Origin of the sequence: Rhodococcus sp. 14-1411-2a, assembly GCF_002259485.1 — a bacterium.
Lineage (GTDB): Bacteria > Actinomycetota > Actinomycetes > Mycobacteriales > Mycobacteriaceae > Rhodococcoides.
Genome location: NZ_NPGA01000017.1, coordinates 1 through 23,124, shown reverse-complemented (window position 1 = coordinate 23,124; position 23,124 = coordinate 1). Strand labels below are relative to the sequence as shown.

Genomic DNA, 23,124 nt, shown 5'->3' with positions numbered 1-23,124 from the left:
CAATTTCGATGTGAGGAGACCGAGATGTCGGTGACGACCGATACAGATGCCCGCCTGAGCGAGCTCGAATCCCTGCTGTCACCCGGCGCGGTGGTCACCGACCCGGACATCACCGAGGGCTACCGCCGCGACTGGGCGAAGGATCCCGACGCCGGCACCCCACTGGCCGTCGTGCGCGCACAGTCCACCGAGGACGTTCGCGCCGTCATGCGGTGGGCCACCGAGCACAACGTGGCGGTCGTCCCACGCGGCGCCGGATCGGGTTTGTCCGGTGGAGCCACCGCCGTGGACGGCGGAATCGTGCTCACCACCGAGTTGATGCGCGAGATCACCGTCGACCCGGTGACCCGCATCGCCGTCGTACAACCCGGGCTGCTCAACGTCGAGGTCAAGAAGGCCGTCGCAGAGCACGGCCTCTGGTACCCACCGGACCCGTCCTCGTTCGAGATGTGTTCCATCGGAGGCAATGCGGCCACCAATGCGGGCGGCCTGTGCTGTGTGAAGTACGGCGTCACCACCGATTACGTTCTCGGTCTCGAGGTCGTCCTGGCCGACGGTACCGCCGTCCGACTGGGTGGGCCACGCCTGAAAGACGTTGCGGGCCTGTCCCTTGCGAAGCTGTTCGTCGGCTCCGAGGGCACGCTGGGCATCATCACCGAGATCACTCTTCGACTGATCCCGGCGCAACCTCCCGCCAGTACGGTGGTCGCGTCGTTCGCGTCGGTACACGACGCGACCGCCGCAATTCTGGCCATCACCCGGAACTTGAGGCCGTCGATGCTCGAGTTCATGGACCGCGCGTCCATCGGTGCCGTCGAAGATGCCATGAACATGGGACTCGATCGCGAGGCGGCAGCGATGCTCATTGCTCGGTCCGACTCCCCCGGTGCCGACCGAGGTCGCGAGATCGAGATCATGGCGGCCGCGTGCACCGAGGCCGGCGCATCGGATGTCTTCACCACCGACGACCCCGACGAGGGTGAGGCCTTCGCTGCCGCACGGCGATTCGCCATTCCCGCGGTCGAGCGACTCGGCAGCCTGCTGCTCGAGGACGTCGGGGTTCCACTGCCCGCACTTCCGGCCCTCGTCGACGGAATCGCCGAGCTGTCCACGAAATACGACGTGCTGGTGGCGGTCATCGCCCACGCCGGCGACGGCAACACCCACCCCCTGATCGTCTTCGACCCCGAGGACGCCGACATGACACGGCGCGCCAACATCGCCTTCGGCGCGATCATGGATCTGGCAATTTCGTTGGGCGGCACCATCACCGGTGAACACGGTGTCGGTCGCCTCAAGAAGGCCTGGCTGCCCGATCAGGTCGGTGAGGACGTCATGGAGCTGACCCGCAGGATCAAGACTGCCCTCGATCCGGCGGGCATCCTCAACCCCGGTGCGGTGCTGTGATCACCCGTCGACGGTGAACCCGTCCGCGACCGTCAGCACCTCGTCGAGGATTTCCAGTCCCTGACGAATCTCGTCCTCCGAGGTCGTCAGCGGGGGTGCGATCTGCAGACGGTTACCTGCCACGAACGGCCACAACCCACGCGACTTTGCCGCGGCGGTCACCGTGCCCATGGCCGCCGCGTCCTTGCCCGACGCAGCGAACGGCACCAACGGTTCCCTGGTCTGGCCGTCCTTGACCAATTCGACGGCCCAGAAGAATCCCTTACCGCGCACCTCGCCCACGCTCGGATGAGATTCGGCCAGCTTCGACAGGCCCGCCCCGAGTACGTCCTCCCCGACGTGACGCACGTGCGGAAGAATCTTGTCGCGCTCGAACACTCCGATGGATGCCACGCCGGCGGCGCACCCGAGCACGTGACCGGAGTAGGTCAACCCGCCGGGATAGGGCTTGTGATCGAACTGCGAGGCGATCTTCTCCGAGATGACCACCCCGCCCAGAGGCACGTACCCGGAGTTGACGCCCTTGGCGAACGTGATCAGATCCGGTGTCACATCCCAGGCCTGGCATGCGAACCATTCGCCGATTCGCCCGAACCCGACCATCACTTCGTCGGCGATGTAGACGATTCCGTACTTGTCGCACAGCGCCCGAACGCCGGCCAGATATCCGGGCGGCGGGATCAGCACACCGTTGGTGCCGATGACCGATTCGAGGATCAGTCCGGCGATGTTCTGCGCACCCTCGAGCACGATGACCTGTTCGAGGTGTGCCAGTGCTGCGGCCGTTTCGTCCTCGGGAGTCGTTGTCCCCCAGGGTGACCGGTAGGGATACGGCCCGAAGAACCGGACGACGTCGACGTTGGTGGGTTCGGTGCCCCAACGCCTCGGCTCACCGGTGAGACCGATCGCAACTCCGGTTCCACCGTGGTACGAGCGGTACGCGGCAAGCATCTTCGTGCGCCCGGTGTGCTGTCGGGCCAGCCGCACCGCGTGCTCGACGGCTTCTGCGCCACCGGTCGTGAAGAACACTCGATCGAGATCACCCGGCGCACGTTCGGCGATCAATGCCGCGAGTTCACTGCGTTTGTTGTTGGCCACGGTCGGAGAAATGGTCGTCAGAACCTGGGCCTGTTCGACGATGGCGGCAACGACGTCAGGGTGCTGATGCCCGAGGTTGACGTTGACCAACTGTGACGAGAAGTCCAGGTATCGCTTGCCCTTGTCGTCCCAGAACCACGATCCCTCCGCACCCTCGACGGTGATCGGATTCAGTTCGGCCTGCGCCGACCAGGAGTAGAACACGTGATCCATCTACTTGCCGCCTTCCTCCAGTGTGACCTCCATCGGAGCGTACGACTCTCCGGTCACATCCACACCGTCGGCCTTCAACAAATCCAAAGCCTCGGTGACGTACTCGTTGGTGTACGCCTCGGCGTCGGGGTCGGCCGTCAGCACCGTCGAGCCCTCGGCATTCCGGGTGGACTTCGCGATGTCGACCGTCTGCCGCCAGGCCGCCTCGTCGATCATTCCGATCCCGTCCGCGGACGGCCAGATCAGTTTGTTGACTTCGTTGACCTGCCACAGCTGATGACTCGCGCCGAGTGTCGAGCCCGCAGCGACGGTGATGTCGCGGCACGTCTCGACGTTGTCGCGGCAGAATATCCAGCCCTTCAACGATGCCGCCAAGAATTTGACGGTCTGCTCCCGGTACGCCTCGTCGGAGAGCTTGTCGGTATTGGCCCAGATCGCGTCCTGCAGCATCGCGACGCCGTCGTCGTTCCAGTTCAGCGACGTGAAATCGTCCTCCGTGTAGAGCGCACCGGTTGCGGGGTTCACGGTCTCGAGCAACTGGGCGTACTCGTTGTAGGACATCGCCTGGGCTGCGGCGATATCTCCGGACAGAAGGCCGTTCATGTCGAACTGCTGCTGCACCAACGTCACGTCGGAGGGACTGACCCCGGCCTTGGTCATACCGGCGAACAGCTCGAATTCGTTGCCGTATCCCCAGTTTCCGACGGTCTTGCCCTGGAGATCGGCCGGTGTGGCGATGTTCTGATCCTTGAACGAGACCTGCAATGTGCCCGACTTCTGATAGATCTGGGCCACGTCGGTGATGCCGGCTCCGGCCTCACGGGATGCGAGCGCCTTGGGTACCCACGCGACGGCGTAATCGGCCTGCCCCTGTGCGAGCACGGTTTGCGGAACGATATCCGTTCCACCGTCGAGGATTTCGACGTCCAGCCCCTGTTCCGCATAGAAACCCTGATCGACGGCGGCGAGGTAGCCCGCGAACTGGCCCTGTTTGAACCACTGCAGTTGCAGCTTGATCGTGGTGTTCCCGTCGGCCGCGGTGTCGGTGTCGGTCGTTGTGGTGCTGCAGGCCGAGGCGACCACCGCCAGAGCCATGACGACGGCGAGAAGGGGTCGGGGGGTTCGAGTGATGTTCATATCCATCTTTCCTGGGGACGACGCCGGGACACGAGTTTCTCGAGCAACAGAACAACCACGAAGAAGAGCAAACCGACTGCGATGGCACCCATCACGTAGGCCCACGCCCGGGGGTAGGCCGTGTTCGCCGCGGCGGAGGTGATCCGCGACCCCAAACCGTTCTGCAGTCCACCGAAGTACTCGCAGATGATGGCAGCAATGACAGCATTGGGAGCGGCAACCCGCAACCCGGTGAAGATGTGCGGAACGGCGGACGGGAGGCGAACGATTCGGGTGAACTGCCAACCGCCCACGGCATACGACGTCATCAGGTCGTGGTGCACGGCCGAGACCTGACGCAGTCCTTTTGCCGCACTGACGAATACCGGGAAGAACACGACGATGGTCACCACGAGTCGCCGCGGTAGGTCGGTGGTCGAGGAGAACATCGAGTTGAACACCGGCGCAAGAGCGACGATGGGAACGGCTGCGGCACCCGCCGCCAACGGGGTGAGCAGTTCGTCGACGATCCGCAGGCGAACCGCGGCCATTGCTGCGAGGAGACCCAGAACCGAACCTGCGATCAACCCCACGAGAGCGTTGGTTCCCGTTGCCAGACTTGCCGATCCGATGTTGCCGAGGTTGCGCACGAATTGCTCGGCGATGGCGCTCGGCGACGGCAGCAGGAACGACGGAACCCCCGCGACGACCGTGAGCAACTGCCACAGGGCGAGTGCCGTAGCACCGAACACCACCGGTGGCAGCCAGAGCTTCATCGCAGATCCGCACTGCGCACCGCACGGCCGTGCAATGCGTCACGAACCGCGGTGATGGACGCGAAGAACTCCGCCGATTCTCGTGGATCCCCGTTCGCATCGAAACTGTCGATCGTGAGTGTGTCGACGATCCGTCCCGGCCGAGGGGACATGACAACCACCCGATCGGACAGGTACACCGCTTCCGGAATCGAATGGGTCACGAACACCACTGCTGCGCTGGACTGCTCGGCGATGCGGAGTAGGTCGTTCTGCATCTTCTCGCGGGTCATCTCGTCCAGTGCCCCGAACGGTTCGTCCATCAACAACAGTCCCGGCGTTCGAGCCAGCGCCCGTGCGATCGCCACTCGTTGCTGCATCCCACCGGACAGCTCACTGGGAAATTTCTCTGCGAAATCGGTGAGTCCGACGAGGTCCAGCAACTCGCGAACCCGTTCTGCTCGCTGACGTTTGGGAACCTTGTGCAGTTCCAGCGGCAATGCGACATTCGATTGCACTGTGCGCCAATCGAGCAGCCCTGCCTGTTGAAAGGCGATGCCGTACTTCTGTTCGACGCGGGCTCGGCGAGCGGACAGGCCGAACACCGATACCGAACCGGACGTCGGTTGCTCGAGATCGGCCACGATGCGGAGCAACGTCGACTTACCGCACCCCGAAGGCCCGATCAGCGAGACGAATTCACCGGGGGCGATCGCGAGCGATACATCCTCCAGCGCAGTCACTCCCCCGTCGAACGTCTTCCCCACGCCCTCGACGAGTACCGCATGCTCGGTCATGACCGATCCTTTCGACCGGGCGAGCGGCCCGCATAACGGCCGAGCGCGACATCGAGCAGCGATACCAGTGCGGTCACCACCAACCCGAGCACCGCTGCGCCGAGAACAGCGGCGTACAGGCGGGACGCATCTCCAGTTGCCTGCTGCGAGAACACGATGATCTGCCTACCGATACCGCCGGTCGTTCCGGTGGAGATTTCGGCGACCACGGCACCGATCACGGCTGCGGCTGCAGCCAGCCGCAGCGCCGGAATCAGATGCGGCACAGAGGCGGGCAGGCGAAGTCGAACGAGGGTGCTCCACCATCCGGCCGCGTAACTGTGCATCAGATCGAGTGCTGCCCGATCGGGTGCACGCAGGCCGCGCAGCATTCCCACCGCCACCGGGAAGAATGCGAGATACGACGCGATGACGGTGATGCTCATCCACGGCTGCCAGGCGTAACCGCCGATGGCGATCTTCCCGCCCCAGCCCGCGACGAGCGGTGCCAACGCGATCAGCGGAACCGTCTGCGAGACGATCACATACGGCAACACGGACCGCTCGACCCACACGAACCGTTGCATCGTCACGGCGAGCAACAGCCCGACCACCGTCCCCAGCGCGAACCCGAGTACGGCGAGCCCGAACGTGAACAGGCCACTGGACACGATCGCGGCACCGACACTGCGAGCACCGGCGACGTTCACCTCGGGCTCGGTCAGCGCCGCCAACACCGACCACACGTGCGGTAGTGCACCGTCGTCGGTGCGCGGCAGCACCCGCACTCCGGCGACACTCACCCCGTTCTCGGGGACGAGCACTTTCACCAGCTCCCAGACCGCCAGCAACGAGCCGACAGCCACCACTGCCATCACCGGACGCCGCACTCCTCGATTCGCACCGGCGGGAGTGGGTGCCACCACCGCTGCCCGATCGAGCAGACTCGTCACGACGTTGCCGTCACGCTCGGGCGGATCTGCGGAATGATGCTCTCTCCGTATGCCTCGAGTGTCGCGGCCTTGGCGTCGTGCTGCAGGTACACCGAGAACTGGTCGACGCCGAGTGTTTCCAGCTCTTTCAGCTTGGCGATGTGATCGGCCGGAGTGCCCAGTAGGCAGAACCTGTCGATCACTTCGTTCGGAACGAATTCTGCGTGCGAGTTTCCTGCTCGACCGTGCTCGTTGTAGTCGTACCCTGTGCGCGCTGCGATGTAGTCGGTGAGAGCCTGCGGAACACCACCGCCATCGCCGCCGTATCGCGAGACGATATCGGCGACGTGGTTGCCGACCATCCCGCCGAACCAACGACACTGATCTCGGGCGTGTTCGAGCCCTGCGTCGGTACCGTCGGTGACGTAGGCGGGAGCTGCAACGCAGATCGAGATCGAGTCCGGGTCGCGACCCGCTTGCTCGGCCGCAGCGCGGACCCGACCGATCGTCCAGGCCGCGATATCGGGATCGGCCAGCTGCAGAATGAACCCGTCCGCCACCTGTCCGGTGAGCTCGAGGGCTTTGGGCCCGTACGCCGCAACCCATACCTCGAGCCGGGACCGCTCCGCCCACGGGAACTGCACCGTCGTCTCACCGACCCGGGCGCTCCGACCGTTGGCCAGGCTTCGGATCACCTCTATCGATTCCCGCAGCGTTGCAAGGGTTGTCGGCTTGCCGCCGAGGGCACGGACCGCCGAATCACCGCGGCCGATGCCGCAGACGGTCCGATTGCCGAACATGTCGTTGAGCGTCGCGAACGTCGATGCCGTCACCGTCCAGTCACGGGTGGCGGGATTGGTGACCATCGGGCCGACGGTCACCCGTCTCGTCGCGGCCAGAATTTGGCTGTAGATGACGTACGGTTCCTGCCACAGCAGGTGCGAATCGAATGTCCACACGTGCGAGAAACCATGTGTCTCGGCCTGTCTGGCCAGGTCGACCACACGGGACGCCGGCGGATTGCACTGGAGCACTACCCCGATGTCCATGGCTCAGATCAGATTCTGAGACAGGTCGCGTCGGACGAATCGGCCGTGTCCCGCAGTGCCGGAATAGGATCCAGCGTCGACGATGATCCGGCCTCGCGAGATCACGGTATCGACGTGACCGTCGATCTCGAAACCTTCGTACGCCGAGTAGTCCATGTTCATGTGGTGGGTCTTGTCGACGCCGATGCTGGTGTGTCCGTTCGGGTCGTAGATCACGATGTCAGCGTCGGCACCCGGGGTGATGACGCCTTTCCTCGGATACATCCCGAACATCCTGGCCGGAGTGGTGCAGCAGACGTCGACCCATTTCTCCAGCGTGATCTTGCCGCTCTTGACGCCCTGGAACATCAGATCGATGCGGTGTTCCACCGAACCGATCCCGTTGGGAATCTTGGAGAAATCGCCGATACCCATCTCCTTCTGGTCCTTCATACAGAACGGGCAGTGATCGGTACTGACGGTCGATACGTCACCGGTGCGGAGGTACCGCCACAACTCGTCCTGATGCCCCTCGGCTCGCGACCGCAGTGGCGTCGAGCAGACCCACTTGGCACCCTCGAAGCCCGGTGCACCAAGTTGTTCTTCGAGAGACAGATAGAGGTACTGAGGACACGTCTCGGCAAACACGTTCTGCCCGTTGCCACGGGCCTGCGCAATCTGTTCCAGGGCCTGCTTGGCCGAGACGTGTACGACGTAGAGCGGTGCGCCGGTGACGTGAGCGAGCATGATCGCTCGATGCGTCGCCTCCTCCTCGAGCTGCCACGGCCGTGACGTGCCGTGGAAGTACGGGGCCGTGTCTCCACGCGCGATCGATTGAGCAACGAGTACATCGATCGCGATGCCGTTCTCCGCGTGCATCATCAGCAGTGCACCCGTTTCGGCGGCGGACTGCATTGCGCGCAGGATCTTGCCGTCGTCGGAGTAGAACACACCCGGATAGGCCATGAAGAGTTTGAAGCTGGTGACGCCCTCGGATACCAACTCGCTCATGGCTTTCAGCGAATCGTCGGTGACATCGCCGATGATCTGATGGAAGCCGTAATCGACGGCGCATTGCCCCGCGGCCTTGTCGTGCCATTGCGCGAAAGTGTCCTGGACGCGCTGACCGGGTGTCTGAATCGCGAAGTCCACGATCGTCGTCGTGCCGCCCCAAGCGGCTGCGCGCGTTCCGGTTTCGAAGGTGTCGGAGGCGAACGTACCGCCGAACGGCATCTCCATGTGCGTGTGTCCGTCGACCCCACCGGGAATGACGTATTTGCCGGTCGCGTCGACGACGACGTCCGCCGAGGTCTTCAGGTCGGCGGCCAGGGAGACCGATCCTGGTGCCAGCACGGCCACGATGCTCTCACCGTCGATGAGCACATCCAATGCCTGTGCGCCGGTGGTGGATACCACGGTTCCGCCGTGCACGAAGGTGGTGGCCATCAGGGTTGCACCAGCGGTCCGTATGCGTCGGGCCTGCGGTCACGATAGAAGGCCCACCGGTCGCGTACCACCTTGAGCAGGTCCATGTCGAGGTCACGCACGATTATTTCGGGTTCCGTATCCGACGCCACTTCGCCGACGAATTTGCCTTCGGGGTCCACGAAATAGCTGGTCCCGTAGAAGTCGTCGTCACCGTATTCGGATTCGATTCCGACTCGATTGATCGCGCCCACGTAGTACTCGTTGGCGACGGCCGACGCGGGCTGTTCGAGCTTCCACAGATAGTTCGACAATCCACGCGAGGTGGCCGACGGATTGAAGACGATTTCGGCACCGGCAAGACCGAGCGCCCGCCAACCTTCCGGAAAATGCCTGTCGTAGCAGATGTAGACACCGATACGCCCGACCGCGGTGTCGAACACCGGCCACCCCAGATTGCCGGGGCGAAAGTAGAACTTCTCCCAGAATCCGTTCACGTGGGGGATGTGGTGTTTTCGATACTTGCCGAGATAGGTTCCGTCGGCGTCCACCACGGCAGCGGTGTTGTACAGAAGTCCGGGCTGTTCCTGCTCGTACACGGGCAGAATCATCACGATACCGAGTTCTTTGGCCAACGCGGCGAAACGGTCGACGGTAGGCCCAGGTACCGATTCGGCATATTCATAGAATTTCGCGTCCTGCAATTGGCAGAAGTACGGACCGTAGAAAAGTTCTTGGAAGCAGACGACTTTCGCGCCCTGCTCGGCGGCGGACCGAGCAAACCCCTCGTGTGCCGCGATCATCGATTCTTTGTCACCGGTCCACTTGCTTTGGACCAGAGCAGCTCGAACTGTGGACATCATTGGCACTCCATCTCTCGCTGGCTTGCACCCTCGAGAATATTTTGCGCCGTGTTACGGGGTCGTTCGGCCGGTTTCGTATGTATTAATCGTCGGGACTGTTTTCACGAGTGTGGAAGGAGTGCGCGCACGGCGTCGATGGAGTCCGCGGTGGCGAGGTCCTTGTCGGGGCGATACCGCAGTACTCGCGCGAATCGCAGGGCCACGCCGCCCGGGTAGCGCGGGCTGACCTGCACACCGTCGAGTTCGATTTCGACGATCAGTTCGGGACGCAGGTACACCGTGTGCTCGTCGCGTTCGCGCTCGTGTTTCGGGAATTCCTCGGTCTGCCACTGCAACAGAACGTCGGTCGGGCCCTTGAAGGTCTTACCGACCATGATCGGCTCACCGCCGTCGGGATCGCGAGCTCCGAGATGCAGATTGGACAGGTAGCCGGTGCGGCGCCCGTATCCCCACTCGGCTCCGAGGACGACGAGGTCGAGCGTGTGTTCGGGTTTGACCTTCTGCCAGCTCTTTCCGCGGCGGCCCGCGGCGTACGGCGCACCGAGCGCTTTGAGCATGACCCCTTCGTGCCCGGCGTCGAGTGCAGCGTCGAAGTGGGCCGCTGCTGCGTCCGCATCGGGCCGAACGGCACTGGGAATTCGGTGCCCTGGCGCTACCCGGTCCAGTGCGGCCAGGCGCTGCTCCAGCGGGGCATCGAGCAGGTCCACGCCGTCGAGGTGCAGGCAGTCGAAGAAGTAGGGCTGCAGCAGCAGCTCGTGTGCACTCTCGGCACCGAACCGACTCATCGTTTCCTGGAACGGTCTCGGCCGTCCGCTGTCTTCGAGCGCGAGGGTCTCCCCGTCCAGGACCACCGAATCGCACGGCAGCTCGAGAACCAGTTCCACCAGCTCGGGCACACTTGCAGTGATGTCGCGCAGGGTTCGCGTGTAGATGCTCACGTCGGTTCCGGAGCGGTGCACCTGAATTCGCGCACCGTCGAGCTTGTATTCCACGGTGAGGTCGCCGGACAACTGTTCCCAGGCAGCGTGTAGAGACTCTGCGGGAGAGGCAAGCATCGGCCGGACCGGGCGACCGACCTCGAGCCGGAATGCATCCAACGCGTCGACGCCACCGCTGATGGCGGCAATGGCCGTCGCAGTCAAACGACCCGAGAGCATGAATGCGCGACGCACCGGTGCCTGCGGCAGGTTCGTGGCCGCGGCAACAGCGTCGACCATGATTCCTTCGAGCGCGCCCTGACGCAGCTCGCCGGTGACGAGCCGGATCAGAAACCGACGCTCCTCGGCTGTGCTGCGGGAGAACAGGTCGGTCAGTATCGCTACCCGCCGCGCAGCAGAACCGGCTCCCGACGTCGCCGCGACCGAAGATATCGCCTCGTCCACCTCGGCAACCGTCAGCGTCGAGTCGGCAGCGGCCGCCACGTCGAGATCGGCCAGGGTGCGCCAGCCGACTCCTATCCGCCCCTGCGGCAATTCTCCCGACAGCCACGACACAGCGGGCTCGATGTCGTCGGTCTCGGCCTCGGCGAGCAGGGCAGCGATCTGCCCGATCTTGATCTTGCGCGAACGCGTCGCCGACACTGCACGGGACGTTTCGACGATCCTCGACATCAACACACAACGAACATAACCGCCCCCACCGACAGACCCGCCTGATCAGGTCATTCCGCAGGCTCCACTCCCGCGCGCTGACATCCAATTGTTACCGGTGTGACTCGAGCGACCACTGTTCTTGCTGTTACGTTCGATTCATGTCAGCCACGTCCGTGCGACAGAACGCGCAGGAGTGGAGCCTGCGGAACGACTCCGTTGCATGGACGACGTGTCAGCTGAACCCGAGAACGCGGTCGCCCCACGCCGCGCGCATGTCGCCATCGGGGTCGTCGACGAGAGTGTCGGATGCATCGATCACCAGCGTCCAGCGCGTCTTCTCGGTGTACGGAGCCCAATGCTTGGACGCATCCAGCGCGGCGGGAACACCGTACCGCGCGAAAGCGAGCCAGCGTCTCTGCATCCGCGCGGACACCGCCATTGCGGGCTTTCGGCCACCGAGCCAGAAGGTGGGGTCTCGGTTGAGAGTTCCGAAATTGCCGAAGACGTACGGCAGCTCGGTCGCATGTCCCGCTCCCACCCGTGCGGCCTTGAGCATCGGCGTCGCATGATCGAATCGGTACATCCATGTAGGCGAATGCCTGCTGTGCGCGTCGGCGATCCACAGACTGGGCATGAGAAATCCTGCGTCCCGCGAAATAGCTTGTGCTCCAGCGGGTTTGTCTCGGTCCGGATACGCTGCCATGATTTCGGCGACACGATAGGCCGGCAGATCCGCGTGGTCGTGCGCGATGGCGCGGAACATCTCGGAGACGGTGTCCGAGGTGATCGGCATCAACGGAGACTTCATGAATCGGAAGATCGAGGGCTCGTCGTGGTTGGTGCCGATGATCAACGGGATCTTGTGCGAGAGCCCCTTCTGAAAGGCAGCCACGGGATAACGCGGAACGATATCGCCGTCGACGACCGGCGAAAGACCAAGTGTCCCAGGAACTGTCGTCGGGATCTCGTAACAGAGCGTGTCGCCGGCGGTGACCAGCCGGGTGAAATGCATGTCGAACAATTCGCCGATGTCTTCCCGGTCGACGCCCACCAACTCGAGGAATCTCGACGCCACCGCGGCTCCGCGGTCGGGGCCGTACACCGAGGTCGCGGGCGCGCTCTGCACGATCGCGCGCTGGAACAGCCCCTCGGCCTTGGGAGAAGTCATCAACGTGGTGACCGACGCTCCCCCGGAGGATTCACCGAACACCGTCACCTGATCGGGATCGCCGCCGAACGCAGAGATGCACTCGCGGACCCACTGCAGTGCGGCAATCTGATCTCGCAGCCCCAAATTGGTCTCGAACGTGTGCTCGTCGGTGGAGAACGAGGAAAGGTCGAGGAACCCGAACGGGCCCAGCCGGAAATTGATGGTCACCACCACCACGTCGCCGTTCTCGCTGAGGTTCCTCCCGTCGTAGACCCGCTGGGCGGACGATCCGAGCGAGTACGCACCGCCGTGGATCCAGACCAGCACCGGCCGCAGTTCCGCGCCGGGACGGGGAGCCCAGATGTTGAGCGTGAGACAGTCCTCGGAAATCGACAGCGACGGATCGATCGGCACCGGACTGTCGCGACCCTGCGGAGCCATCGCACCGAACTCGAGGCCGTCGAGCACCCCCGACCAGGGTTGCAACGGACGCGGCGCACGGAACCGGAGCTTGCCCACCGGAGGCGTCGCGTAGGGAATACCCCTCCAGGCCACGATCGGCGACGCATCGGCAGCGACCGGATAGCCGAGAACGTCGCCGTAGGGCGTGCTCACGAGCACGGTGGAATCGGACGCAGCGGAGTCAGACGCGGTGTCCATGGAACCTCCCCTTCGGTCGTTGCCCAACGTACCAACATCAACCATCCCCTCGGCGACGATACGCACAGCGTCGACGCCCGCGAGCGAAGGAACCGACGATGAAGACAATCGGATGTGCCGCAGTGGCAATCGTCGGGGCGTGCCTGCTCGGAGGCTGCGGCTCGAGCGGGGAAGGCAACGGTCCGATGGCGACCGTGATCACCGACCGCCCCACCCCGATCACCACGGCTCCCTCCGTCACCTCCGCCGCGCCGGCATCACCGTCCACCCCAACGACGACCACGCCGACGTCCACCACGGCGGCACCGACGAGTCCTGCTGCAGCCCAGGCAGAACCGCAGGATTACGCCGGTAAAGCACCCGGCTGGTACTACTTCACGAGCCCGAGCGGGAAATTCGAGTGCGGTATCGCCGTGCTCGAGTCCTCGATCGCCGGATGCCACGGGTCACTGCCTGATTCGGCACCCGAGGTTCCCGGCAGCGGGGCGTCGGGAACGGCGGTGAAACCCAACGCTGTGCAGCTGATTGCCGGGTCTGCGGCGAAGTTCGAGAGCTTGGGTGATCCCAAGTTCCACCGTTTCGACGGCACTGCGGCGGCCTTGCCGTACGGCGAAGTGCTCACAATCCCCGGAAGTGGCTCCACCAACGGCCTCCAGTGCAGCGTCGACGAGCAGACCGGGGTCACGTGCACCGATCAGGTCGGCCACGGTTTCACCGTCTCGGACGACGATTTCGACCTTCGTTGACGGTCTCGTTCGCGCGGCAAACAACCAGGCGTAATGTCCGGGGACGGTACGACAATCCCTGCCGTACGGTCTCCCCAGCGGCCGACGCCTGTGCGCGCGGCCGGAAGGTGCATCACTCATGAATCAGACCTCGGACCGCCACACAGCGAAGGTCATCGGCGTCAGCATCGCCGCTGCTGTGGGCGGATTCCTGTTCGGCTTCGACAGCTCGGTCATCAACGGCGCTGTCGACTCGATCGAAGATCACTTCCTCCTCGGTTCGTTCACCACAGGCTTCGTGGTCGCGATCGCGCTCATCGGGTGCGCAGTGGGTGCCTGGTTTGCCGGCAGCCTCGCAGACCGTTGGGGACGCAAGAAAGTCATGCTGCTGGGCTCGGCCCTGTTCGTCATTTCCTCGATCGGTTCGGGATTGGCCTTCAGCGTCCCCGACCTCATGCTCTGGCGCGTACTCGGTGGCCTCGGAATCGGCATCGCCTCGGTGATCGCCCCGGCCTACATCGCCGAGATCGCTCCGGCCAAATGGCGCGGATCCTTGGCCTCGCTCCAGCAATTGGCCATCACCATCGGCATTTTCGCCGCTCTACTGTCCGACGCTCTTCTCGCAGGCGCAGCCGACGGCGCGTCCAACGACCTGTGGTTCGGCATCGAGGCATGGCGCTGGATGTTCCTGGTCGGCGTGGTTCCCGCTCTCGTGTACGGGTTGCTTGCCACCCTCATCCCGGAGTCTCCGCGCTACCTCGTCGGTCAGCATCTCGACGAGGAAGCAGCCCGAGTCCTCGCCGAGATCACCGGGGAACTGCACCCGGACGAGCGCATCCACGAGATCAGGCTGACGCTGCGCAAGGAGTCGCGTTCGTCGTTCGCCGACATTCGCGGTCCGAAGTTCGGCCTGCAACCCATCGTCTGGGTGGGCATCACCATGGCTGTGCTGCAGCAGCTGGTCGGCATCAACGCGATCTTCTACTACTCGACGACGCTGTGGCGTTCTGTCGGATTCACCGAGGATCAGTCGTTCACAACCTCCGTCATCACCGCGGTGATCAACGTGGTCATGACATTCGTGGCGATCCTGTTCGTCGACCGTATCGGTAGGCGCAAGCTGCTGATGGGTGGCTCGATCGGCATGTTCGCCGGACTGGTGATGGCGTCGGTGGCGTTCTCGCAAGCAACCGGCAGCGGCGACGACGTCACCTTGCCCGCTCCGTGGGGTGCGATCGCCTTGGTCGGGGCCAATCTGTTCGTCATCTTCTTCGCCTCGACCTGGGGTCCGATCATGTGGGTCATGCTCGGTGAGATGTTCCCCAACCGCATGCGCGCCATGGCGCTCGGCATCGGTACCGCAGCCAACTGGATGGCCAACTTCGCTGTCACGCTTGCCTTCCCGCCGCTGACGTCGTCTGTGGGCCTGTGGGTGATCTACGCAGGATTCGCATTGTTCGCCGCGCTCTCGTTCTTCTTCGTCAAGGCCAAGATCCGGGAGACCAAGGGTATGGAGCTCGAAGACATGCTGGGGTGATGCCGGACCGCAGATACAGGGGCAACAGCAGCGCCATCGAGTGACCGGTGTTACTGTCACTGTCGTTCTGACACGGGGTGTGTCCGCCGATGCGGATGCTGAGATCAAACCCGCCGAACCTGATGCAGGTAATGCTGACGAAGGGATGTCAAGGCGATGACGCCTGTTGTATCTGCGGACCCGGTCCGCTTCACCGATCGACTGTGGGATGCGTCCGAGAACATTCGACGTGCGATCGACGACCTCGAATTTCTTCGGCTCCTCGGGGCGGGGACGCTTCCGCTCGACGCGTTCCGTCGGTATCTCGAACAGGACTCGCTCTATCTGGGCGGATACGTCAAATCGCTGTCACTGCTGGCAGCGCATGCACCGAACCCGGTCGTCGGCGCGTTCTGGGCGAGCGCCGCCGCGAGTGCGATGGACGAAGCCGCATCGCACGAAGCGATGCTGACCGGTGGAGCGCTGCCCCCGTCGACCCGGACGCCCGAGCCTTCACCTGCATGCCTGGGCTACACGTCCTACCTGACCGCGACGGCGGCGACCGAACCGTATCCTGTTGCGGCAGCAGCTGTTCTGCCGTGCTTCTGGATCTACGCCGACGTCGGCCGCTCACTCGCCAGGGCAGCGAAGGCGGTTCTCGATCGAGATCCCGAGCATCCGTACGCGCAGTGGGTGGCCGCGTACGACGCGCCGGAATTTCATGCCATCGTCGACGCCGCCAGAACATTCGTCGATGACGCCGCAGCGGCCGCGACGCCGACGCAGCGCGAACAGATGATCGACGCCTTCTTCGTGGCATCGAGATACGAATTGATGTTCTGGGACAGCGCGTTACATCCCACCCCATGGCCCCTGGCCGAGAGTGCGGTGTACGCATGAGAGCCACTCGGATTCTCGCCGCATTGGCGGCGGCCGTCGTTGCCACGACCGGACTTGCGGGCTGCTCGGACTCGACGGACTCGAACACCATTCGGTTCGCCCTCGACTGGACGCCGAACACCAACCACACCGGCCTGTACGTAGCCCTGCAGGAGGGTTATTTCGCAGACGCAGGCCTGGACGTGGAGATCCTCCCGTACAACAACACCGCGGCAGATACTCTCGTCGATGCCGGAAACGCCGAGTTCGGAATCAGCACACAGAGTTCGGGCGTCTTCGCCACCTCCGCAGGCGCGCAGACCGTCTCGGTCCTCGCGCCGCTCCAACACTGGGCGACCGGTATCGGAGTTCGTGCAGACAGAGACGACATCCCGAGCCCGAAAGCACTCGACGGCAAGGTCTATGCCGGCTTCGGTGAGTCCGGCGAGCAGGCCGGCATGCAACAGGTCATCAAGAACGACGGCGGCACAGGCGAATACGAGACCGTGGTACTGGGTACTTCGGCGTACGAGGCGGTCTACTCCGGTACCGCGGACTTCACCGTCTCCTACTTCGCGTGGGAAGGCATCGAGGCCGAGCACAGCGGAACTCCGATGAAGTACTTCGACTACACCGACTACGGATTTCCCGACGCCTACGCCATCACGATCAGCGGCAACGAACCGTGGCTCGACGCCCACCCGGACGAGGCGAGAAAGTTCGTGCAGGCACTGCAGCGCGGCTACCAGCTCGCTGCCGACGATCCGGACAAGGCAGCACAGGATCTGATCGACGCCAACCCGGGAACCTTCACCGACGAATCGCTCGTCTTCGAGAGCCAGGAGATGCTCGCCGCGAAGTACATGAAGGACTCCAACGGCGAGGTAGGACGACAGAGCCTCGACAAGTGGGCCGCGTACTCGAAATTCCTCTACGACAGCGGTGTGCTGGCCGATCAGAACGGCGCACCTCTGACTGCGGAGCCGGACTGGTCGACCTACTTCACCAATGACTACCTCGGCGATCGATGAGTCGGTAGCCGCTGACCGGGGTTCCTACTCGTTCAGCGGTATCCGAGCCTCGCTGCGGTGGGCGTGGCCCGCGCTGACCGTCGTCGTCCTATTCATCGCCGCCTGGCAGATCTATGTCGAGATCAGCGGCATCCGACCGCAGGTGTTGCCGTCCCCCGGCCGCGTGGTGGTCCAGGGTTGGGCGCAGCGCGACGCGATTGCCGAGAACGCGGCGGCGACCCTGCAGGTGACCCTCGTCGGCTTCGCGGTATCCCTGGCCCTGGCGTGGTTGCTGGCCATCGCGGTGGATTTCTCGCCGTGGCTGCGGCGCGCGTTCGTTCCCCTCTTCGTCGTATCGCAGACGCTCCCGATCATCGCGATCGCGCCGCTGTTGATCATCTGGTTCGGCTTCGGGCTGCTTCCGAAGATCCTGGTGATCGCACTGGCCACGTTCTTCCCGATGGCCATCGGGCTCATCGAGGGTTTCGCGGCGGCCGATCGGGACGCGCGATCGCTGCTGGCCAGCATGGGAGCCTCGCGCTGGCAACAGTTTCGATACGTGCGGCTTCCGTCGGCGCTTCCGCGATTCTTCACCTCTCTTCGCATCGGAATCACCTACGCCGTGGTCGGCGCGATCTTTGCCGAATATGCCGGAGCCAGTGCAGGGCTCGGCATCTACATGAGTCAACAGAAGAACTCGTTTCGTACCGATCTGGTTCTCGCCGCGGTTGCCGTGACGGCCGTGATCAGTGTGGTCCTGTTCGTCTCCACCTTTGTGGTGGAGCGGTTCGTCGCACCTTGGGCGCGCCACGGTTCGGTGGGTCTTCATGTCTGAACCCGACACCTTCATCGATGTTCGCGATCTCACCAAGTCGTTCGGCGAAAAGGCTGTGCTCGACGGCATTTCGTTCGGGGTGCAGCCTGGTCAGTTCGTATCGATCATCGGTCCCAGTGGCTCGGGCAAGAGCACTGTGTTCAACATGCTCGCCGGGCTCGACCGACCCGATTCCGGCACGGTTCGCGTACCGCCGTGCGCCTACATGCCGCAGAAGGATCTGCTGTTTCCGTGGCGTTCGGTGTTGGACAACACCACCCTCGGTCTCGAAGTGCAGGGCGTCGCCAAGAAGGAGGCGCGTGCGCGGGCACGCGAGCTTTTCCCGGTCTTCGGCCTGGACGGGTACGAGTCGGCCAGGCCGTTCGAGCTCTCCGGCGGTATGCGCCAGCGAGCGGCGCTGTTGCGCACGGTGGTTCAGGGTCGATCGGTACTGCTGCTCGATGAGCCCTTCGGGGCGCTTGACTCGTTGACGCGAAGCGACATGCAGGCCTGGTTGCAGCAGGTCTGGTCGGAGTTTCGATGGACGGTACTGATGATCACGCACGACATCCGTGAAGCGGTCTACCTTTCCGATCGCGTGATCGTCCTCTCCCCCAGACCCGCCCACGTTCGACGCCAGGTCGAGGTGACGCTACCCCGCCCACGCGGGCTCGAGATCGTCACGACGCCGCAGTTCGCAGCGGTCGAGAAGCAGCTGATGGACGTTCTGCTCAGCGCGTCGACGCTCTGACCGACATCACGACGCCGACCTCGGGTGGTGTCGTTGCCTGGCCGTTCGAGCGGACTTCGCCAGGCTACTGGGCCCTCACCTGGCAGTTGTCCCACCCAATCGCAGCGCGAGATCGTCGACGGCGGAGAACGCCGCCTCGAGATTGGCTTGCGCCTTGGGAATCTGCGGCGCGAGTGCCGGCACCCGCTCGGCGAGCGTCAAGTCGACCGGAACGAAGTGAACCTCCATTCCCAGCGCAACTCCGAGCACCTGACGCAGTTGCGCGGTGGTGTGATCGGCGGACGCGTTGTCCGTACCGGGGGTGTAGTCGTTTCCCCGACTGGTCACCACGACGACGGGCTTGCCGACGAGGGGTGCGGTGTCACTGTCGAACGGCACGGTGAGGCCCGGAACGTGTATGTAGTCGATCCATGCCTTCAGGGTCGATGGGATCGACCAGTTGTACATCGGCGCACCGATCAGCACCGCGTCCGCAGAGATCAGTTCCTCGATCAGTTCGACCTGCAGCGCCTCGGCAGATGGCTCGACGGTTTCGTCTGCGGTTCGCAGATGAGGTGCCCAATGCAGCGCGGAGGTGGGCAGATGCGGCAGCGGACTCGTGTGCAGGTCTCGATGGATCACCGAGTGGTCCGTGCCGATCCCATGCCAGGCGTCAGAGAAGCGGGCCGTGACCCGCCGGCTGGTCGAGCGGACCGGGTCGGCGGACGAATCGAGGTGCAACAACTGCGGCACTGAACACTCCTCACATGCTGGGTGCTTCGAGCCTATGCGTACCGCCGCGTTCGCTCGCTCCTATCCTGGACGAATGGACTTCCGATTCGTCATGCCTCCCCTCGACTCGCGATCGGCCACCTCGCTGGCGGCGGTCGTTCACGAGCGCACCGGGTCAGACGTCGACATCAGAATCGGCGGTTCGGAGGTCCGACTCGACGACGCGACACGCAGCGCGGTGTTGGAACTTCTCACCCAGCTCGCGACCGGCCGGGCGGTGGCCGTCGGTACCGTGGACGAGTTGCTGACCACCTCGCACGCTGCCGAGGTGCTCGGTGTTTCGGACACCTATGTCAGACGGTTGGCCGATGCGGGCGATCTACCGATCGAAATGCGCGGCACCCACAGGCGATTTCGGCTCGAAGACCTTCTGCGGCATCGTGATCGATTCCGGTGACGATGACGGTTGCCGTCACCCGGCCTCGCGTTCGAAGTGCTCGGACTGGACCGTCATGAGATCACGGAACGCCTGTCCGGCGGCCAGCCAGAGTTGTTCGGAGTCGATGTAGTCCACCCCTCGGATCTCGACGTCGCCCAGGTATGCGCCGACGTCGACTGACAACATTCCGATGACCGAAGAAACGTCGGCATCGAGATACGTGGATTGGGTGTTCTGCAGCTCGCGGAACTGAGCCGAGAAGAACTCGGCCGGGATTCTGCGATCGACGAACTGGGCGATGAGGAACAGGAAGCGGGACGCGTGGGCGGAGCCCGTCCGGAAGGAATGTTCCATGGTGAAGACCTCTCCCCACGGTCGACAGCACCCCTCGCACTGTCGACCGTTGAGCTCGCTGGTACCCGAATTTCGATGATCGGACGAACTCTCGAACATCGATTCGACCCAGAGGCTAAAACAGGGAGCTCGTCCTACCAGGGCCAGATTAATCGGACCTTTCTCCGGTTTTGACCGGAAAAGGCGATTTGATGAGGAGTCACAACTACGTAGTCCCGAGCTGTGGTTCTCTACTGAAACGATCCCAGCGGAGCACGGTCCGGAGTGTCCAGTTGCCAGAACTGCCAGCCGTCCCGCTCTTCGACGTCACCACTGATATGCGTTGCTACCGCACTGGCAGCGACGGAAGGATTGTCGAACCGTCGGCCTTCCATCGGTCCTGCGGTGATCTCGAGTCGCTGCGTCTCGGGATCGTAGCGTCCGCTCAGCCGATAGCCCTCGCAATCGGCGACCACGCGTACTCGGTTGTCGATCACTTCTTCTTCCAAGGCCGCCTTGGCCGACTTACGGGGTGCTTTCACCCGGGGAGTACGTACCCACGTCTGTTCGGGGCCGACATCGATCGTCGTGTCCAGCGTCGAGCTCAGACCCAGCAGGTCCCAACGCTCGCTGCCGTGCAGCACTCGGTCCACCGCGATTGCGTGATGCCCGGTCCTGGTGCGCAGTGGCGAATCCTGGACCCACAGGTCGACCTCTCCGCGAATGTCGGTGGCCATCTCTTCCGACGACACCATGTAGAAACGCGGCTCTTCGTTCGCGAGATCGACGAACACCCAGTACGAGGATCCGGTGTCGTCACTCTCGAGCGATTCGTCCTGCCTGCGGGCCTTCCAATCACCCGTCACCTTCGATCGAACTCGAACTATGCACGACGACGTGCCGTCCATCGACCAGACCTGCACGGGATTTCGGCGCGACGTCGTCAGCCGCTCCGCACGTCCACCGCGCTGAGCGACGGTTCGGATGAATGCCTTGATTCCCCGGTCGGATGTGTCTTCCACGGATTGCCACCTTCAGCCTCGAGAGCGACCCGTACTTATGAAGAGCGGTGTTGCGACGGGTGGCGCTGGCACGACTCGGTTTCCCTCACCCTACTGCGTCGATGCCTGCTCGAGTAACCGCAGAACGCCCCACGGGAGGAGTGCCGGTTACCGTGGTGACACCGAAACTCGGCCAGGAGGTACCACCATGCCGGTCAAGATCACCCACGACACTGTTGACCACAGGTTCGAGATCCATGTCGATTCCGAGCTGGCAGGCTACTCGGAGTACCTCGAATCGGACGGATCGAGAACGTTTCATCACACCGTGACGCTTCCGCAGTTTCGCGGCCGAGGACTTGCCGCCGCCCTTACCGAATACGCGCTCGACGACACCAGCACGCAGGGTCTGCGCGTTGTCCCCGCGTGCTGGTTCGTTCGCGACTTCATCGCAGCCGCGGGCGATCGCTATTCCCATCTGACCGTCCTCTGACCGTCAGCGACGGGACGACATCACCTCGACGCTGATCTCGGATTCCGATTCGCAGTCCTTCGAAGCTATGTCCTCCGCAGCCTCACCGTCACATGAAACCTCTTCTGCAACAGTTGCTTCGGCAGCTCTCTCCGCCGCGACCCGACGCCGTTCGTAGTTCTGCGCACCCCGCGCGACGCGTTGTCGATGTTCGTTCAGGATTTGTTCGTAGTGGTACATCTGTTCTCCTACAACAAGAGTGGACGCCGAGCACAGAGCATTGCTGTGCGGCGAAGTATTGAGTCGATCGATGCATATCGTCGGCAGGAACCGGCCGATTGCGCCGAAGGCTCACTCAGAGAGCATGATCGGCGGCCATGGCAATCCGCGTGTAGACGAATCGACGGCGCACGGAATTCGCGTCTGCTGTCATTGTCCACCTCCACGGTGTCTGCGATGTGCCTGTGCCACGATCATGCACGGCTGCGGCGACGAACTCCACCGATTAAATTCAGCGGACGACGACGAAGGGGTTGCATCCCACCAATCCTCCTGGAGCAACTGGTGATTCGCGTCGACTACGCGCTCTCTGCGATGCCGCGAGGCCCCGACAGTGACGACACATCGAACCGACACCCTGGACGCTGCCCGGTACTACTCGTTTCTGACGTTCGCTGAGTCGAGATGGTGATTGTGAGCCCGCAACCGCGCGCCGGCACCTGGGTTCTGGCCTCGCTCTCCGCAGACGCGCGCGCGTTCGTCAGGTGCGCGGGAAATGGCGAGTGGTCGGGGCGCGATTCTGCGCGCGGATAGCGAACGCGCTCGCGTCTGCGCCGGAGTACACAGTCCGCTGTCGCGTCGTCTGCCCGCACCCCAGTTCAGACACAGACCCCGACTGCCCCGCCCCCGCTCGCCGCAAGTGCGCGCGCGTTCGTCAGGTGCGCGGGGAATGGTGACTTGTCGGGGCGCGATTGTGCGCGCGGATAGCGAACGCGCGCGCGTCTGCGCTCCTATGAGCGTCCGCGGTCGCGTCGCCTGTCGGCAACCGGGTCCAGGCCCGGACCGTACCGGATGCGTGCGGATTCGTGGTCCGCGGTCGCGTCGTCTGCCCGCACTCCAGTTCAGACACAGACCCCGCTCGTCGCAAAGGCGCGCGCGTTCGTAAGAGCGTCCGCGGTCGCGTCGTCTGCCGGCTGACTAGTTCAGGCAGGCCGCACTCGTGGCGGGTGCGCGTTCGTCGTCGGGTGCGCGCGTTCGTGAGGTGCGCGCGCGTTCGTCGGATGCTCGTGGGTGTGGTGATGGGTGGTTTCGAAATGCAGAATGGCCCTCGACCGTGGTCGGGGGCCATTCTGGGATGTTGTGTTCGGCGGTGTCCTACTCTCCCACACCCTGTCGAGTGCAGTACCATCGGCGCTGGAGGGCTTAGCTTCCGGGTTCGGAATGGGACCGGGCGTTTCC

22 protein-coding genes, 1 rRNA gene and 1 riboswitch are annotated in these 23,124 nt (G+C 63.8%); of the genes, 9 read left to right on the top strand and 14 right to left on the bottom strand.

What is annotated here, in order from left to right; translation table 11 throughout:
- Positions 1 to 24: 24 nt before the first annotated feature.
- Positions 25 to 1,407 carry an FAD-binding oxidoreductase gene (locus tag CH291_RS17075; RefSeq protein ID WP_094638601.1) on the top strand — a complete coding sequence of 461 codons (1,383 nt, stop codon included), beginning with the start codon at positions 25 to 27 and terminating at the stop codon, positions 1,405 to 1,407.
- Here CH291_RS17075 and CH291_RS17070 read toward each other — a convergent pair whose 3' ends face one another.
- The 10 genes from CH291_RS17070 to CH291_RS17025 all read right to left on the bottom strand — a co-directional run bounded on the left by CH291_RS17070 (position 1,408) and on the right by CH291_RS17025 (position 13,015).
- Positions 1,408 to 2,718, bottom strand: coding sequence for an aspartate aminotransferase family protein (locus tag CH291_RS17070; RefSeq protein WP_068048381.1), 1,311 nt, complete (start codon positions 2,716 to 2,718; stop codon positions 1,408 to 1,410). It lies immediately after the preceding gene.
- Positions 2,719 to 3,855, bottom strand: a complete 1,137-nt coding sequence (locus tag CH291_RS17065; protein WP_094688138.1) for an ABC transporter substrate-binding protein — start codon at positions 3,853 to 3,855, stop codon at positions 2,719 to 2,721.
- A complete protein-coding gene (locus tag CH291_RS17060) occupies positions 3,852 to 4,610 on the bottom strand; it encodes an ABC transporter permease (RefSeq protein WP_094638604.1) in 759 nt (252 codons plus the stop codon). The genes CH291_RS17065 and CH291_RS17060 overlap by 4 nt, the downstream gene beginning before the upstream one ends.
- Complete coding sequence (locus CH291_RS17055; RefSeq protein ID WP_094688137.1) at positions 4,607 to 5,386, bottom strand: ABC transporter ATP-binding protein; 780 nt, start codon at positions 5,384 to 5,386, stop codon at positions 4,607 to 4,609. The genes CH291_RS17060 and CH291_RS17055 overlap by 4 nt, the downstream gene beginning before the upstream one ends.
- The gene (locus tag CH291_RS17050) at positions 5,383 to 6,318 is read right to left on the bottom strand and encodes an ABC transporter permease (RefSeq protein ID WP_094638606.1); all 936 of its coding nucleotides are present in this window, start codon (positions 6,316 to 6,318) and stop codon (positions 5,383 to 5,385) included. The genes CH291_RS17055 and CH291_RS17050 overlap by 4 nt, the downstream gene beginning before the upstream one ends.
- Entirely contained in the window at positions 6,315 to 7,346 is a 1,032-nt protein-coding gene (locus tag CH291_RS17045; RefSeq protein WP_068048397.1) for a TIGR03842 family LLM class F420-dependent oxidoreductase, read from the bottom strand. The genes CH291_RS17050 and CH291_RS17045 overlap by 4 nt, the downstream gene beginning before the upstream one ends.
- A 3-nt stretch (positions 7,347 to 7,349) precedes the next feature.
- Positions 7,350 to 8,771 carry a dihydropyrimidinase gene (gene hydA, locus CH291_RS17040; protein WP_068048398.1) on the bottom strand — a complete coding sequence of 474 codons (1,422 nt, stop codon included), beginning with the start codon at positions 8,769 to 8,771 and terminating at the stop codon, positions 7,350 to 7,352.
- A complete protein-coding gene (locus CH291_RS17035) occupies positions 8,771 to 9,610 on the bottom strand; it encodes a nitrilase-related carbon-nitrogen hydrolase (protein ID WP_197477958.1) in 840 nt (279 codons plus the stop codon). Before CH291_RS17035 ends, hydA begins: the two co-directional genes overlap by 1 nt.
- A 104-nt stretch (positions 9,611 to 9,714) precedes the next feature.
- Positions 9,715 to 11,229 (bottom strand): ATP-dependent DNA ligase, encoded by a 1,515-nt coding sequence (locus CH291_RS17030; RefSeq protein WP_094688136.1) that lies wholly within the window; start codon positions 11,227 to 11,229, stop codon positions 9,715 to 9,717.
- Between the two features lie 208 nt (positions 11,230 to 11,437).
- Positions 11,438 to 13,015 carry a carboxylesterase/lipase family protein gene (locus CH291_RS17025; RefSeq protein ID WP_094638609.1) on the bottom strand — a complete coding sequence of 526 codons (1,578 nt, stop codon included), beginning with the start codon at positions 13,013 to 13,015 and terminating at the stop codon, positions 11,438 to 11,440.
- A 98-nt stretch (positions 13,016 to 13,113) separates the two neighbouring features.
- Here CH291_RS17025 and CH291_RS27215 point away from each other — a divergent pair, with 98 nt between their 5' ends.
- From CH291_RS27215 to CH291_RS16995, 6 genes are all read left to right on the top strand, one after another.
- A complete protein-coding gene (locus tag CH291_RS27215) occupies positions 13,114 to 13,761 on the top strand; it encodes a hypothetical protein (protein ID WP_231893729.1) in 648 nt (215 codons plus the stop codon).
- 118 nt (positions 13,762 to 13,879) lie between these two features.
- Positions 13,880 to 15,277, top strand: coding sequence for a sugar porter family MFS transporter (locus tag CH291_RS17015; RefSeq protein ID WP_094638610.1), 1,398 nt, complete (start codon positions 13,880 to 13,882; stop codon positions 15,275 to 15,277).
- Between the two features lie 63 nt (positions 15,278 to 15,340).
- Positions 15,341 to 15,440, top strand: a riboswitch (TPP riboswitch).
- On the top strand, positions 15,434 to 16,156 hold the full coding sequence (locus CH291_RS17010) for a TenA family protein (RefSeq protein WP_068048433.1): 723 nt from the start codon (positions 15,434 to 15,436) through the stop codon (positions 16,154 to 16,156). (Overlaps the previous riboswitch by 7 nt.)
- Positions 16,153 to 17,166, top strand: coding sequence for an ABC transporter substrate-binding protein (locus CH291_RS17005; RefSeq protein ID WP_094688135.1), 1,014 nt, complete (start codon positions 16,153 to 16,155; stop codon positions 17,164 to 17,166). The genes CH291_RS17010 and CH291_RS17005 overlap by 4 nt, the downstream gene beginning before the upstream one ends.
- Positions 17,144 to 17,980, top strand: a complete 837-nt coding sequence (locus CH291_RS17000) for an ABC transporter permease (protein WP_094669464.1) — start codon at positions 17,144 to 17,146, stop codon at positions 17,978 to 17,980. Before CH291_RS17005 ends, CH291_RS17000 begins: the two co-directional genes overlap by 23 nt.
- Positions 17,973 to 18,710, top strand: a complete 738-nt coding sequence (locus CH291_RS16995) for an ABC transporter ATP-binding protein (RefSeq protein ID WP_094688134.1) — start codon at positions 17,973 to 17,975, stop codon at positions 18,708 to 18,710. The genes CH291_RS17000 and CH291_RS16995 overlap by 8 nt, the downstream gene beginning before the upstream one ends.
- A gap of 75 nt (positions 18,711 to 18,785) precedes the next feature.
- Here CH291_RS16995 and CH291_RS16990 read toward each other — a convergent pair whose 3' ends face one another.
- Positions 18,786 to 19,442, bottom strand: a complete 657-nt coding sequence (locus tag CH291_RS16990) for an FMN-dependent NADH-azoreductase (protein ID WP_068048416.1) — start codon at positions 19,440 to 19,442, stop codon at positions 18,786 to 18,788.
- A 73-nt stretch (positions 19,443 to 19,515) separates the two neighbouring features.
- On the opposite strand from CH291_RS16990, the gene CH291_RS16985 reads away from it, so the two are divergent.
- Positions 19,516 to 19,878, top strand: a complete 363-nt coding sequence (locus CH291_RS16985) for a helix-turn-helix domain-containing protein (protein ID WP_094688157.1) — start codon at positions 19,516 to 19,518, stop codon at positions 19,876 to 19,878.
- Between the two features lie 15 nt (positions 19,879 to 19,893).
- Here CH291_RS16985 and CH291_RS16980 read toward each other — a convergent pair whose 3' ends face one another.
- Positions 19,894 to 20,214 (bottom strand): homoserine dehydrogenase, encoded by a 321-nt coding sequence (locus CH291_RS16980; protein WP_094688156.1) that lies wholly within the window; start codon positions 20,212 to 20,214, stop codon positions 19,894 to 19,896.
- A 230-nt stretch (positions 20,215 to 20,444) separates the two neighbouring features.
- The gene (locus tag CH291_RS16975) at positions 20,445 to 21,215 is read right to left on the bottom strand and encodes a hypothetical protein (protein ID WP_094688133.1); all 771 of its coding nucleotides are present in this window, start codon (positions 21,213 to 21,215) and stop codon (positions 20,445 to 20,447) included.
- Between the two features lie 187 nt (positions 21,216 to 21,402).
- Between CH291_RS16975 and CH291_RS16970 the strand changes: the two genes are divergently transcribed.
- Positions 21,403 to 21,687 (top strand): GNAT family N-acetyltransferase, encoded by a 285-nt coding sequence (locus CH291_RS16970; RefSeq protein ID WP_068048422.1) that lies wholly within the window; start codon positions 21,403 to 21,405, stop codon positions 21,685 to 21,687.
- A gap of 1,340 nt (positions 21,688 to 23,027) precedes the next feature.
- Here CH291_RS16970 and rrf read toward each other — a convergent pair.
- A 5S ribosomal RNA gene (gene rrf, locus CH291_RS16960) occupies positions 23,028 to 23,124 on the bottom strand; the annotation flags it as partial.

What these genes read in the sequence shown, in the direction of transcription:
- CH291_RS17015 (WP_094638610.1), top strand. Translation starts at nt 13,880, where the DNA reads ATGAATCAGACCTCGGACCGCCACACAGCGAAGGTCATCGGCGTCAGC.
- hydA (WP_068048398.1), bottom strand. Translation starts at nt 8,771, where the DNA reads ATGGCCACCACCTTCGTGCACGGCGGAACCGTGGTATCCACCACCGGC.
- CH291_RS17010 (WP_068048433.1), top strand. Translation starts at nt 15,434, where the DNA reads ATGACGCCTGTTGTATCTGCGGACCCGGTCCGCTTCACCGATCGACTG.
- CH291_RS17035 (WP_197477958.1), bottom strand. Translation starts at nt 9,610, where the DNA reads ATGTCCACAGTTCGAGCTGCTCTGGTCCAAAGCAAGTGGACCGGTGAC.
- CH291_RS16995 (WP_094688134.1), top strand. Translation starts at nt 17,973, where the DNA reads ATGTCTGAACCCGACACCTTCATCGATGTTCGCGATCTCACCAAGTCG.
- CH291_RS27215 (WP_231893729.1), top strand. Translation starts at nt 13,114, where the DNA reads ATGAAGACAATCGGATGTGCCGCAGTGGCAATCGTCGGGGCGTGCCTG.
- CH291_RS17055 (WP_094688137.1), bottom strand. Translation starts at nt 5,386, where the DNA reads ATGACCGAGCATGCGGTACTCGTCGAGGGCGTGGGGAAGACGTTCGAC.
- CH291_RS17070 (WP_068048381.1), bottom strand. Translation starts at nt 2,718, where the DNA reads ATGGATCACGTGTTCTACTCCTGGTCGGCGCAGGCCGAACTGAATCCG.
- CH291_RS17045 (WP_068048397.1), bottom strand. Translation starts at nt 7,346, where the DNA reads ATGGACATCGGGGTAGTGCTCCAGTGCAATCCGCCGGCGTCCCGTGTG.
- CH291_RS17060 (WP_094638604.1), bottom strand. Translation starts at nt 4,610, where the DNA reads ATGAAGCTCTGGCTGCCACCGGTGGTGTTCGGTGCTACGGCACTCGCC.
- CH291_RS17000 (WP_094669464.1), top strand. Translation starts at nt 17,144, where the DNA reads ATGACTACCTCGGCGATCGATGAGTCGGTAGCCGCTGACCGGGGTTCC.
- CH291_RS16980 (WP_094688156.1), bottom strand. Translation starts at nt 20,214, where the DNA reads ATGGAACATTCCTTCCGGACGGGCTCCGCCCACGCGTCCCGCTTCCTG.
- CH291_RS17065 (WP_094688138.1), bottom strand. Translation starts at nt 3,855, where the DNA reads ATGAACATCACTCGAACCCCCCGACCCCTTCTCGCCGTCGTCATGGCT.
- CH291_RS17075 (WP_094638601.1), top strand. Translation starts at nt 25, where the DNA reads ATGTCGGTGACGACCGATACAGATGCCCGCCTGAGCGAGCTCGAATCC.
- CH291_RS16985 (WP_094688157.1), top strand. Translation starts at nt 19,516, where the DNA reads ATGGACTTCCGATTCGTCATGCCTCCCCTCGACTCGCGATCGGCCACC.
- CH291_RS17005 (WP_094688135.1), top strand. Translation starts at nt 16,153, where the DNA reads ATGAGAGCCACTCGGATTCTCGCCGCATTGGCGGCGGCCGTCGTTGCC.
- CH291_RS16970 (WP_068048422.1), top strand. Translation starts at nt 21,403, where the DNA reads ATGCCGGTCAAGATCACCCACGACACTGTTGACCACAGGTTCGAGATC.
- CH291_RS17025 (WP_094638609.1), bottom strand. Translation starts at nt 13,015, where the DNA reads ATGGACACCGCGTCTGACTCCGCTGCGTCCGATTCCACCGTGCTCGTG.